Source organism: Terrabacter aeriphilus, assembly GCF_039542985.1.
Taxonomy (GTDB): Bacteria; Actinomycetota; Actinomycetes; order Actinomycetales; family Dermatophilaceae; genus Terrabacter; species Terrabacter aeriphilus.
This window is the reverse complement of record NZ_BAABIW010000001.1, coordinates 100,095-113,134: the sequence shown is the minus strand read 5'-3', so window position 1 is coordinate 113,134 and position 13,040 is coordinate 100,095. Positions and strand designations below refer to the sequence as shown.

At 71.3% G+C, this 13,040-nt stretch carries 8 protein-coding genes and 1 tRNA gene; all 9 read right to left on the bottom strand.

Annotated features, from left to right (window positions below):
• Positions 1–103: 103 nt before the first annotated feature.
• Positions 104–1,246 (bottom strand): branched-chain amino acid ABC transporter substrate-binding protein, encoded by a 1,143-nt coding sequence (locus tag ABD979_RS00510; protein WP_345505459.1) that lies wholly within the window; start codon positions 1,244–1,246, stop codon positions 104–106.
• A 142-nt stretch (positions 1,247–1,388) separates the two neighbouring features.
• Complete coding sequence (locus tag ABD979_RS00505; protein WP_425583874.1) at positions 1,389–2,072, bottom strand: ANTAR domain-containing response regulator; 684 nt, start codon at positions 2,070–2,072, stop codon at positions 1,389–1,391.
• 65 nt (positions 2,073–2,137) lie between these two features.
• Positions 2,138–2,220, bottom strand: a tRNA-Leu gene (locus ABD979_RS00500).
• A 27-nt stretch (positions 2,221–2,247) separates the two neighbouring features.
• Positions 2,248–3,705 (bottom strand): pyruvate kinase, encoded by a 1,458-nt coding sequence (pyk, locus tag ABD979_RS00495; protein ID WP_345505458.1) that lies wholly within the window; start codon positions 3,703–3,705, stop codon positions 2,248–2,250.
• 78 nt (positions 3,706–3,783) lie between these two features.
• Positions 3,784–5,241 carry a glutamate synthase subunit beta gene (locus ABD979_RS00490; RefSeq protein WP_345505457.1) on the bottom strand — a complete coding sequence of 486 codons (1,458 nt, stop codon included), beginning with the start codon at positions 5,239–5,241 and terminating at the stop codon, positions 3,784–3,786.
• A complete protein-coding gene (gene gltB / locus ABD979_RS00485; protein ID WP_345505456.1) occupies positions 5,234–9,799 on the bottom strand; it encodes a glutamate synthase large subunit in 4,566 nt (1,521 codons plus the stop codon). Before gltB ends, ABD979_RS00490 begins: the two co-directional genes overlap by 8 nt.
• Positions 9,800–10,001: 202 nt before the next feature.
• Entirely contained in the window at positions 10,002–10,985 is a 984-nt protein-coding gene (gene lgt / locus ABD979_RS00480) for a prolipoprotein diacylglyceryl transferase (RefSeq protein ID WP_345505455.1), read from the bottom strand.
• Positions 10,982–11,782 carry a tryptophan synthase subunit alpha gene (trpA, locus tag ABD979_RS00475; protein WP_345505454.1) on the bottom strand — a complete coding sequence of 267 codons (801 nt, stop codon included), beginning with the start codon at positions 11,780–11,782 and terminating at the stop codon, positions 10,982–10,984. The genes lgt and trpA overlap by 4 nt, the downstream gene beginning before the upstream one ends.
• Positions 11,779–13,038 carry a tryptophan synthase subunit beta gene (gene trpB / locus ABD979_RS00470; protein WP_345505453.1) on the bottom strand — a complete coding sequence of 420 codons (1,260 nt, stop codon included), beginning with the start codon at positions 13,036–13,038 and terminating at the stop codon, positions 11,779–11,781. The genes trpA and trpB overlap by 4 nt, the downstream gene beginning before the upstream one ends.
• Positions 13,039–13,040: the final 2 nt, after the last annotated feature.

The window sequence follows — 13,040 nt, the reverse complement described above, 5'->3', positions numbered from 1 at the left end:
CTCCTGGGCCGGGTGCGGAGGGCGGGTCAGGGAACGCGCGTCAACCGAACGAGGGGCGGTCGGAGCGTACTGCTCCGCCCGCCCCCCGTTCTGGTCGTTCGCGTTACTTGATCTCGCCGTCGGAGACGATCTTGCCGCCCTCGACCTTGTAGGCGAAGACCTTGATGTCGGCCGACTCGCCCTTGGCGTCGAACTTGAGCTGCTTCGTCACGCCCTTCTTGTCGTAGGCCTTGACGAAGTCGACCATGCTCGCGCGGTCCTTGCCGGCGGCGATGCCGTCGAGCAGGATCGTGGCGGCGTCGTAGCCCTCACCGGAGTAGGTGTTGGGGTCCTCGTTGTACTTCGCCTTGTACGCGGCCTGGAAGTCTGGGGCGACGTCCGCGGGGACGCACGGGCAGGTGATGATGGTGCCCTCGGCGGCGTCCTTGGCGTTGTCGATGTAGGACTGGTCCTTGACGCCGTCGGCCACGACGAACGTGCCCTTCCAGCCGGCGTCACGCAGCTGCTTGATCATCGGGGCGGCCTCGGGCGAGTACCCACCGAAGAAGAGCGCGTCGGCGCCCGAGCTCGTCACCTTGGTGACGGAGGCGCTGAAGTCGGTCTGCTTCTGCTGGATCGTGTCGTTGCCGATGACCTGGCTGCCGAGGTCCTTGCGGACGATGTCGGCCAGGCCCTTGCCGTACTCGGACGCGTCGTCGATGACGAAGGTCTTCGTGGACTTGAGGGTGTCCTTGATGTACTTCGCGGCCGCGGGGCCCTGCGTGGCGTCGTTGCCGAGCGCACGGAAGAAGGTCTTCCAGCCGTTGTCGGCGAGGGCCGGGTTCGTCGCGGACGGCGTGATGGTCACGAGACCGGCCTCGTTGAAGGCGGGGTCGGCGGCCTTGGACTCACCGGAGAACGCGGGGCCGACGATGCCGACGACCTTCTTGTCGTCGATGGCCTTCTTGGCCAGGGCGGGGGCCTGCGTCGGGTCGCCCTGCGAGTCGTAGTTCTCGAGGGTGACCTTGCAGTCCGCGTGCTTCTTGTTGTAGTCGTCGAGGGCGAGGTTCACGCCGTTCTGGATGTAGATGCCCAGGTTGGCGTTCGGGCCGGTGAGGGCACCGAACATGCCGATCTTGTAGTTGCCGCAGGCCGCGGCGCCACCGCTCGCGGCCGGCGCGGCGGTGTCGCCACCCTTGGTGCCACACGCACCGAGGGCCAGCGCTGCGACCGCGAGCGGCACAGCGAACTTGAGGGTCGAACGCACGGGTGTCCTCCTGATGTCACGCATCCCTCGGTCGAGGGCTGACTCGGAGACTAGGCCAGTGCCCCCCGGCTGGTCACGGAATCCGGGCGATCGGTGACCGTGTCGTGACCTCACCGCCGCACGATTTGCGGCGCAGGGGACATCAGGAGGTCGGGAACCCGTTGATGACGGCCTCGGCGACCTCTTTCATCCCGAGCCGGCGGTCCATGGCCGTCTTCTGGATCCACCGGAAGGCGTCCGACTCGCTCAGCTTGAGCTGGGTCATGAGGACGCCCTTGGCCCGGTCGACGAGCTTGCGCGTCTCGAGCCGCTCGCCGAGGTCGGCGATCTCGGACTCGAGGGCCTTGAGCTCCTGCCAGCGGGACGTCGCGATGTCGATGGCCGGGCGCAGGTCGTCGGCCGTGAACGGCTTGACGATGTAGGCCATGACACCGGCGTCGCGGGCGCGCTCGACGAGCTCGGTCTGCGAGAAGGCGGTGAGCATGATGACCGGGCACAGCTTCGCCGCGTGCAGCTGCTCGGCGGCGCTGAGGCCGTCGAGCACCGGCATCTTGACGTCCATGATGACGAGGTCGGGCTTCAGCTCGGTGGCGAGCTCGACCGCCTGCTCGCCGTTGCTCGCCTGGCCGACGACGTCATAGCCCTGCTCGCCGAGCATCTCGACGAGGTCGAGGCGGATCAGGGCCTCGTCCTCGGCCACGAGGATGCGCGTCGCGGCGGTGGACGCGGAGGCCGGAGCGGCCGGCGTCGCGGGGGCGGTGGGGGCGGGCTTCGGGGCGGCGCCCGCCGCGGAGGTGTCGGTGCTCTCGGTGCTCTCAGTGCTCACGGGGAGAGCCTAGCCGGGCGCACGTTTCGGGCGCGTTTCGGGAGGGTTCCCGCGGGCGTCAGGAGTGCCGAGGGCGGGACTCGAACCCGCACGGCCTTGCGGCCAGAGCATTTTGAGTGCCCCGTGTCTGCCATTCCACCACCCCGGCCGGAGTGCGGCCGCCAGCATACCGGCGTCAGCCGGTGACCTCCTCCGGCCGGTAGGCGGGAGCGGCCCGGTTCACGGCGTCGCCGACGCGGTGCACGCGCAGGGCGTTGGTCGAGCCCGGGATCCCGGGGGGCGAGCCGGCGACGATGACGACGCGGTCGCCCTCGGAGACGCGGCCCTCGGGGATGAGCTTGAGGTCGACCTGCATGGCGAACTGGTCGGTGTGCTGCATGCGCGGCACGAGGTAGGTCTCGACACCCCAGACGAGGGCCAGGCGCGAGCGCACCCGCGGCTCGGACGTGAAGGCGAGCATGGGCAGCCGGGGCCGGATGCGCGCCATCCGGGTGGCCGAGCCACCGGTCTCGGTGAAGATGATGAGGAACTTCGAGCCGACCACCTCGCCGATCTCGACCGCGGCCTTGGTGACCGCGCCGCCGACCGTCTTCGGGTTCGTCGTCATGCGGACGATCTTGTCGAAGCCGTTCTCCTCGGTGGACTCGATGATGCGCGCCATGGTGCGCACCGAGTCGATCGGCCAGGCGCCGACGGAGGTCTCCCCCGACAGCATGAGCGCGTCGGCCCCGTCGAGCACCGCGTTCGCCGCGTCGGAGGCCTCGGCGCGCGTCGGGCGCGGGTTCTCGATCATCGACTCGAGGACCTGCGTGGCGACGATGACCGGCTTGGCCTCGCGGCGGCACAGCTCGATGGCGCGCTTCTGCACGAGCGGCACGTCCTCGAGCGGCATCTCGACGCCGAGGTCGCCACGGGCGACCATGACGCCGTCGAAGGCCGCGATGATGTTCTCGAGGTTGTCGACGGCCTGTGGCTTCTCGATCTTGGCGATGACGGGGATGCGGTCGCCGAACTCGTCCATGATCGCGTGCACGTCGTCGATGTCGTCGGCCGAGCGGACGAACGACAGGGCGATCATGTCGACGCCGAGGCGCATGGCGAAGCGGAGGTCCTCGCGGTCCTTCTCCGACAGGGCCGGCACGCTGACGGCGACGCCGGGCAGGTTGATCCCCTTGTTGTTGCTGACGACGCCGCCGATGACGGTCTCGGTCAGCACGTCGGTGTCGGTGACCTCGACGGCCCGCAGCATGACCTTGCCGTCGTCGATGAGCAGGACGTCGCCGGGGGTCACGTCACCCGGCAGGCCGGCATACGTCGTGCCGACGATGCTGTCGTCGCCCTCGACGTCGCGGGTCGTGATGGTGAAGCGCTGACCGGGGGTGAGCGACACCGGGCCCGACGCGAAGCGACCGGTGCGGATCTTCGGACCCTGGAGGTCGACGAGGATGCCGACGGCACGGCCGGACGCGTCACCCGCCGCCCGCACGTCGCGGTAGACCTGCTCGTGCACGGCGTGGTCGCCGTGCGAGAGGTTGAGCCGGGCGACGTCCATGCCGGCGTCGACGAGGGCCCGCAGCTGCGCGGGTGACGAGGTCTTGGGACCGATGGTGCAGACGATCTTGGCGCGGCGCATGGGTCAACCTTATGGGTGCTGTGACGTGAGTCACCACGCGGGGTGGTACCCCCGCCGTGGGGTGGGGGAAGCGGCAGGTCAGACGGTGAGCGGCCGGTCGGCGGGACCGATCGGGCGCGGCAGGGAGCTCGACCCGGTGAGCCAGGCGTCGACCCCGGCCGCAGCCGCCCGGCCCTCCGCGATCGCCCAGACGATGAGCGACTGGCCACGGCCGGCGTCGCCGGCGACGAAGACGCCGGGCACCGAGCTCATGAAGTTCTTGTCGCGCCGCACGTTGCTGCGCTCGTCGAGGTCGACGCCGAGCTGCTCGACGACCCCGGCGCCCTGCGGGCCGAGGAAGCCCATCGCGAAGAGGACGAGCTGGGCGGGGATCTCCCGCTCGGTGCCCGGCTTCGACGTGGGCCGGCCGTCGACCATCTCGACCTCGGTGAGGCGCAGCGCCGCCACGTTGCCGTCGTCGTCGCCGACGAACTCCGTCGTGCTGACGGCGTAGATGCGCTCGCCACCCTCCTCGTGCGCGCTCGCGACGCGGTAGAGCATCGGGTAGGTCGGCCAGGGCTGGCTCGAGGGGCGGTCCTCCCCCGGCTGCGGCATGATCTCGAGGCTCGTCACCGACGCCGCGCCCTGGCGGTGCGACGTGCCGATGCAGTCCGCACCGGTGTCGCCGCCGCCGATGACGACGACGTGCTTGCCGGTCGCGACGACCTGGTCCTCCACGTGCTCGCCGAGCGCGGCCCGGTTGCCCTGCGGCAGGAAGTCCATGGCCTGGTGGATGCCGCCGAGGCTGCGTCCCGGGACGTCGAGGTCGCGCGGCACGGTGGCCCCGAGCGCGAGCACGACGGCGTCGTAGCGGTCGCGCAGCTGGCGCCCGGTGATGTCGACGCCGATGTCCATGCCGTTGCGGAAGCGGGTGCCCTCGGCCTCCATCTGCGCGAGGCGGCGGTCGAGGACGGCCTTCTCCATCTTGAACTCCGGGATGCCGTAACGCAGCAGGCCGCCCGGCTTGTCGGCGCGCTCGAAGACCGCGACGGTGTGGCCGGCGCGCGTCAGCTGCTGCGCGGCCGCGAGGCCGGCCGGACCGGAGCCGACGACGGCCACGGTCTTGCCGGAGAGCCGCTCCGGCGGCAGCGGGTGCACGAGCCCCTCCTCGAAGGCGCGCTCGATCGTCGTGACCTCGATCTGCTTGATCGTCACGGCGGGCTGGTTGATCCCGAGCACGCAGGCCGTCTCGCAGGGCGCGGGGCAGAGCCGCCCGGTGAACTCCGGGAAGTTGTTCGTCGCGTGCAGCCGCTCGATGGCGTCGGTCCAGTCACCGCGCCACGCGAAGGTGTTCCACTCGGGGATGAGGTTGCCCAGGGGGCAGCCGGAGTGGCAGAAGGGGATGCCGCAGTCCATGCAGCGACCGGCCTGCCGCTGCAGCTCGCCGGCCTGCTGCTCCTCGTAGACCTCCTTCCAGTCGCGGATGCGCACCGGGACGGGTCGGCGGGTGGGCAGCTCCCGCTCGCGGGTGTTGAGAAAGCCTTGGGGGTCAGCCACGGGAAGCCTCCATGATCCGGTTCCACACGTCGGGGCCGTCGAGGTCGAGCCCTTGGGCCTCGGCCTCGGCGCGCACGTCGAGGACGCGCTGGTAGTCGCGGGGCAGCACGAGCGTGAAGCGCTCACGGGCCGCCGACCAGTCGGCGAGCAGGGCTGCGGCGACAGGGGACTCGGTCCACCGCACGTGTTCCTCGAGGAGCTCGCGCAGCGACGCGTCGTCCTCGTCGCGCAGCGCGAGCAGGTCGACCATCTCGCGGTTGACGAGGTGCTCGTCGAGGTCGAGGACGTGGGCCACGCCCCCCGACATGCCGGCTGCGAAGTTGCGGCCGGTGCGGCCCAGCACGACGGCCGCGCCGCCGGTCATGTACTCGCAGCCGTGGTCGCCGACGCCCTCGACGACGGCGAGTGCGCCGGAGTTGCGCACGCAGAAACGCTCGCCCACGATGCCGCGCAGGAAGATCCGCCCGGTCGTCGCGCCGTAGCCGATGACGTTGCCGCCGATGACGTTCTCCTCGGCGACGAGCACGGCGTCGCGGTGGGGCCGGACGACGACGCGCCCGCCCGACAGGCCCTTGCCGACGTAGTCGTTCGTGTCGCCGAAGAGCCGCAGCGTGACGCCCGCCGGGAGGAAGGCGCCGAACGACTGCCCGCCGGAGCCGGTCATCGTCAGCTCGATCGTGTTGTCGGCGAGGCCGTGGGGGTGGGCCTTGGTGACGTGGTGCCCGAGCATCGTGCCGACGGTGCGGTTGACGTTGCGCACAGCGATCTCGCTGCGCACCTGCTCGCCGCTCTCGATGGCCGGCAGGGCGCGGCTCAGCAGCTCGTTGTCGAGCGCCTTGTCGAGGCCGTGGTCCTGGGTCGCCGACTGGTGCAGGGTGCCACCGGTCGGGTTGTCGGCCACGGCGAGGATCGGGCTGAGGTCGAGCCCCGAGGCCTTCCAGTGCGCGACGGCCTTGTCGATGTCGAGGCTGCCGACCTGGCCGACGGCCTCCTCGATCGAGCGGAACCCGAGGGAGGCGAGGTGCTCGCGCACCTCCTGGGCGATGTACTCGAAGAAGGTCTCGACGAACTCCGGCTTGCCGGAGAAGCGGGCCCGCAGCTCGGGGTTCTGCGTCGCGATGCCGACCGGGCACGTGTCGAGGTGGCAGACGCGCATCATGACGCAGCCGGAGACCACGAGCGGGGCCGTGGCGAAGCCGAACTCCTCGGCGCCGAGCAGCGCCGCGACGACGACGTCGCGGCCGGTCTTCAGCTGGCCGTCGACCTGCACCACGATGCGGTCGCGCAGACCGTTGAGCACGAGCGTCTGCTGCGCCTCGGCCAGGCCGAGCTCCCACGGCGCGCCGGCGTGCTTGAGCGAGGTGAGCGGCGAGGCGCCGGTGCCGCCGTCGTGGCCGGAGATGAGCACGACGTCCGCGTGCGCCTTGGACACGCCCGCCGCCACGGTGCCGACGCCGACCTCGCTGACGAGCTTGACGTGGATGCGCGCGACCGGGTTGGCGTTCTTGAGGTCGTGGATCAGCTGCGCGAGGTCCTCGATGGAGTAGATGTCGTGGTGCGGCGGCGGCGAGATCAGCCCGACGCCGGGCGTCGAGTGCCGCGTCTTGGCCACCCAGGGGTAGACCTTGTGGCCGGGCAGCTGGCCGCCCTCGCCGGGCTTGGCGCCCTGCGCCATCTTGATCTGGATGTCGTCGGCGTGCGTGAGGTAGAGGCTCGTGACGCCGAAGCGCCCCGACGCGACCTGCTTGACGGCCGAGCGGCGCTCGGGGTCGAGCAGGCGCTCGACGTCCTCACCGCCCTCGCCCGTGTTGGAGCGGCCGCCGAGGTGGTTCATCGCGACGGCGAGCGTCTCGTGCGCCTCCTGCGAGATCGAGCCGTAGCTCATCGCGCCGGTGTTGAAGCGCTTGACGATCTCACTGACCGGCTCGACCTCCTCGATCGGCACGGGGAGCCGGCCCGTGACGCCCGTGGGACGGAAGCCCATCAGGCCGCGGAGCGTCATGAGCCGCGAGGTCTGGTCGTCGACGCGCTCGGTGTACTGCTTGAAGATGTCGTAGCGGCGCTGGCGCGTCGAGTGCTGGAGGCGGAAGACGGTGTCCGGGTCGAAGAGGTGTGGCTCGCCCTCACGGCGCCACTGGTACTCGCCGCCGACCTCGAGCACGCGGTGCGGCTGCTGCACGCCGTCCGGCGGGTAGGCCCGCGCGTGCCGCTCGGCCGTCTCGCGGGCGAGGACGTCGAGGCCCACCCCGCCGAGCTGGCTCACGGTGCCGGTGAAGTAGCGGTCGACGAGCGCCTGCGACAGGCCGATGGCCTCGAAGACCTGTGCCCCGCGGTACGACGCGACGGTGGAGATGCCCATCTTCGACATCACCTTGAGCACACCCTTGCCGAGCGCCTTGATGAGGTTGGCGACCGCCTTCTCGGGCGTGACACCCTCGATCTCGCCCGAGCGCACGAGGTCCTCGACCGTCTCCATCGCGAGGTAGGGGTTGACGGCGGCGGCGCCGAAGCCGATGAGCAGGGCCACGTGGTGCACCTCGCGGACATCGCCCGCCTCGACGAGCAGGCCGACCTGGGTGCGGGTCTTCTCGCGGATGAGGTGGTGGTGCACGGCCGCGGTCAGCAGCAGCGACGGGATGGGGGCGAGGTCACGACCCGAGTCGCGGTCGGACAGCACGACGAAGCGCGCGCCGCGGGAGATCGCCGTCGAGACCTCGGCGAAGATCTCCTCGAGCCGGTCGCGCATGGCGGCCGCTCCCCCGGTGACGTCGTAGAGCCCGCGCACCACGTGGGTCGCGTAGCCGGGCAGGTCGCCGTCGGCGTTGATGTGCACGATCTTCGCGAGCTCGTCGTTGTCGATGACCGGGAAGTCGAGCACGAGCTGGCGGGCGTGGCTCGGCGTGGCCGAGAGGGCGTTGCCCTCCGGGCCCATGTAGGTGCCGAGGGAGGTGACGAGCTCCTCGCGGAGCGCGTCGAGCGGCGGGTTCGTCACCTGCGCGAAGAGCTGGGTGAAGTAGTCGAAGAGCAGCCGCGGTCGCGCCGAGAGGACGGCGATGGGGGTGTCGGTGCCCATCGAGCCGAGCGCCTCGGCGCCGGAGCGCGCCATCGGCGTCAGCAGGATCCGCAGCTCCTCGGCGCTGTAGCCGAAGGTCTGCTGGCGGCGGACCACGGACGCCGCCGTGTGCACGATGTGCTCGCGCTCCGGGAGGTCCTCGAGGCGGATGAGACCGGCGTGCAGCCACTCGGCATACGGCTTGGCGGCGGCGAGCTGGGTCTTGATCTCCTCGTCGCCGACGATGCGGCCGTGCTCGGTGTCGACGAGGAACATCTTGCCGGGCTGGAGGCGCCCGCGGTGCACGATGGTGGCCGGGTCGAGCTCGAGCACGCCCGACTCGGACGCGAGCACGACGAGGCCGTCGTCGGTGACGGTGTAGCGACCGGGGCGCAGGCCGTTGCGGTCGAGCACGGCGCCGACGAGGGTGCCGTCGCTGAAGCAGACGTTGGCCGGGCCGTCCCACGGCTCCATGAAGGTCGAGTGGAACTCGTAGAACGCCTTGCGCGCGGGGTCCATCGTCGCGTGGTTCTCCCACGCCTCCGGGATCATCATGAGCACGGCGTGCGGCAGCGACCGGCCACCGAGGTGCAGCAGCTCGAGCACCTCGTCGAAGCTGGCCGAGTCGGACGCGTCGGGGGTGCAGATCGGGAAGACCCGCTCGAGGTCGCCGGGGATGATGTCGGAGGTCAGCAGGCTCTCGCGGGCGTGCATCCAGTTGCGGTTGCCCTTGACGGTGTTGATCTCGCCGTTGTGGGCGATGAAGCGGTAGGGGTGCGCGAGCGGCCACGACGGGAAGGTGTTCGTCGAGAAGCGCGAGTGCACGAGCGCGAGCTCGCTCGCGAAGCGCGGGTCGGACAGGTCGGGGAAGAACGGCTCGAGCTGGCCGGTCGTCAGCATCCCCTTGTAGACGATGGTGCGCGAGCTGAGCGAGGCGAAGTAGACGTCGACCTCGTGCTCCGCGCGCTTGCGCAGGCAGAACGCGAGCCGGTCGAGCCCGAGCGCGACCTGGCGCCCCATCGAGCTGCTGACGAAGAGCTGCTCGAAGAACGGCATGCACTCGCGCGCGACGGTGCCGACGAGGTCCGCCTCGACGGGCACCTCGCGCCAGCCGAGCACCTTGAGGTTCTCGGCGACGGCGAGCTCCTCGATGCGGGCCTTGGCCACGGCCCGCTCGGCGGGGTCCTGCGGGAGGAAGGCGATCCCGGCGGCATACGCCCCGTCGTTGGGCAGCGTGAAGGGCACGGTCGCGCGGAAGAACGCGTCGGGGATCTGCGTCAGGATGCCGGCGCCGTCGCCGACGAGCGGGTCGGCGCCCGTGGCGCCGCGGTGGTCGAGGTTGCGCAGCGCCGTGAGGGCGTGGTCGACGATGTCGTGGCCCGCCGTCCCCCGCATCGTCGCGATGAGGGCGACGCCGCAGGCGTCGTGCTCGAGCTCGCGCCGGTAGAGACCGGAGTTCTCCGGGTGGGCACTGAACAGGCCCCGGGTGCGGGTGTGCGGCGACATCTTCACCGTCCTTCTGCTGGGCCTGCGGCGAGGAGGCGCGCGCGACCACATGACATGACTGAGGGCATGTGGACGGCGCTGGCCACAGGCGTTGGCGACGACGATATCGGAGCGGCCGCCCGTCCTACCTGTTGATACGCCGGATTCCGCATCGTGAGACGTCGTGCTCGGGTGGTGTGCCGCTCCCCCCGTGTGGGCGATCTCAGGACTGGGCGGGACGCTCCGCGTCGGCCTCGGCCCGCGCGCCGTCGTTCGACCCGTCGGCGGCCTCGGTCACCGCAGGATCTGCGGCGGGCGGGTCGGCCGGTGCGGAGGGCGCGGGCGGCTGCGGCAGGCGCCCGAAGCGCCGCCAGAGGTAGAGCCCGAAGACGATGACGAGCAGGCTCACCCAGGTGTTGACGCGGTGGCCGAGGATGAGGTTGGCCGAGTCGCTGCGCATGCTCTCGATGACGAAGCGCCCGATCGGGTAGCCGATGACGTAGGCGGCGAAGACCTGGCCCGCCTTGAGGTCGAGACGGCGGCCCATCCAGACGAGCACGGCCGCGAGCAGGAGGCACCAGAGGGCCTCGTAGAGGAACGTCGGGTGGAAGTAGCCCTTGACCACCGGGTTGCCCGCGGCGTCGACGACGGCACGCCCGGCCGAGGTGTCCCACTCGTAGATGCGCAGCTTCCACGGCAGGTCGGTGGGGCCGCCGTAGATCTCGTTGTTGAACCAGTTGCCGAAGCGACCCATGGCCTGGGCGATCGCGAGCCCGGGGGCCGCGGCGTCGACGAAGTCGCGGAAGGAGACGCCGTTCTTGCGGCAGCCGATCCACGCGCCGAGCGCGCCGAGCATGACGGCGCCCCAGATCCCGAGCCCGCCCTCGTAGATGGCGAAGGCCTTCCACGGGTCGCCGCCCTCGCCGAAGTACGGCTGCGGCGTCGTGATGAGGTGGTAGATGCGCCCGCCGACGATGCCGAACGGCACCGCCCAGGCGGAGATGTCGATGGCGATGCCGGACCGGTGGCCGCGCGCCTCGAGGCGCCGCTGCGTCAGCCAGACGGCCACGACGATGCCGGCGAGGATGCACATGGCGTACCCGCGGATCGGCAGCGGGCCGAGGTGCCACACGCCGACGCTGGGCGACGGGATCTCGGTCGGCAGGGCGGCCGGGAGAGCGGCCGGCAGCGCGGCGAGCAGGCTCACGCCCGGCTCCGGCGCACGCCGTCGGCGAGCTCGCGGGCCAGGGCGCCGAGCGCCTCGAGCCCCTGCTCCTCGGACTCGGCCTCGGTGAGGCACCGCACGAGCGCCGAGCCGACGATGACCCCGTCGGCGTAGCGGCCGACCTCGGCCGCCTGGTCGCCGGTGGAGACGCCGAGGCCCACGCAGACGGGCAGGTCGGTGTGCTCGCGGGTGCGCGAGACGAGGGCGTCGGCGGCCGCACCGACGCTGGCGCGTGCCCCCGTGACACCCATGACGGCCGTCGCGTAGACGAAGCCACGGCACCGGGACGTCACGGCCTCGAGGCGCTCGGGCGTCGAGCTCGGCGCGACGAGGAAGACCTTGTCGAGGTCGTGCGCGTCGGCCGCCGCGATCCAGTCGGCGGCCTCGTCGGGGATGAGGTCGGGCGTGATGAGACCCGCGCCACCGGCCGCTGCGAGGTCGGCGGCGAACCGCTCGACGCCGTAGCGCATGACCGGGTTCCAGTAGGTCATGACGAGGGCGCCGGCGCCCGCGCCGGAGACCTCGCGGGCGGCCGTGAAGATGTCGGTGAGGTGCACGCCGTTCTCGAGGGCCCGCACGGCGGCGTCCTGGATGACGGGGCCGTCCATGACGGGGTCGCTGTAGGGCACCCCGATCTCGACGATGTCGACGCCGGAGTCGACGAGCACCTTCATCGCCGCGATCGAGCCCTCGACGGTCGGGAAGCCGACGGGCAGGTAGCCGACGAGGGCGGGTCGGCCCTGCTCGCGGCAGGCCTCGATGATGCCGGCGACGCTCACTGCTGGACCCCCGCGCCCTTGGCTCCGTCGTCGTCGGGCAGCTGCGGCGTCCCGTCGTCGGCGATGAGCCCGAACCACTCGGCGGCCGTGTGGACGTCCTTGTCGCCGCGCCCCGAGAGGTTGACGAGGAGCACGGCGTCGGGACCGAGCTCGCGCCCGACCTTCATGGCGCCGGCGAGGGCGTGCGCGCTCTCGATGGCGGGCAGGATGCCCTCGGTGCGCGACAGGAGCGAGAAGGCCTCCATCGCCTCGTCGTCGGTGATGGGGCGGTACTCGGCCCGGCCGGACTCGAGCAGGTGCGCGTGCTCGGGACCGACGCTGGGGTAGTCGAGACCGGCGGAGACGCTGTGCGACTCGACGGTCTGGCCGTCCTCGTCCTGCATGACGTAGGTGAAGGCCCCGTGCAGCACGCCGGGGATGCCGGCCGAGAACCGCGCGGCGTGCTTGCCGGACTCGACGCCCTCTCCCCCGGCCTCGAAGCCGATGAGGCGCACCGAGGCGTCGTCGATGAAGCGGTGGAAGATGCCCATCGCGTTGGAGCCGCCGCCGACGCAGGCGAGCACGGCGTCGGGCAGGCGGCCGACGAGGTCGAGCACCTGCTGGCGCGCCTCGACGCCGATGACGCGGTGGAAGTCGCGGACCATCTCGGGGAACGGGTGCGGCCCGGTCACGGTGCCGAGCACGTAGTGCGTCGTCGCGACGTTGGCGACCCAGTCGCGGAAGGCCTCGTTGACGGCGTCCTTGAGGGTCTTGCTGCCGTTGTCGACGGGCACGACCTCCGCGCCGAGCAGGCGCATGCGGGCGACGTTGAGCGCCTGGCGCTCGGTGTCCTTGCGGCCCATGTAGACGACGCAGTCGAGCCCGAGCAGCGCGGCCGCGGTGGCCGTCGCGACGCCGTGCTGCCCGGCGCCGGTCTCGGCGATGACGCGCGTCTTGCCCATCCGCTTGGTCAGCAGCGCCTGGCCGAGCACGTTGTTGATCTTGTGCGAGCCGGTGTGGTTGAGGTCCTCGCGCTTGAGGATGACGCGCGCGCCGCCGCAGTGCTCGGCGAACCGTGGCACCTCGGTGATGATGCTCGGCCGACCGGTGTAGGTGCGCTGCAGCCGCTCGAGCTCGCCGACGAACTCGGGGTCGACGACGGCCTTGCGCCAGACCTCCTCGAGCTGCTCGAGCGCGGGGACGAGCGCCTCCGGGACGTAGCGTCCGCCGAAGCCGCCGAAGCGGCCGTATGCCGGCACGTTGGATGTCGTGGTCATGC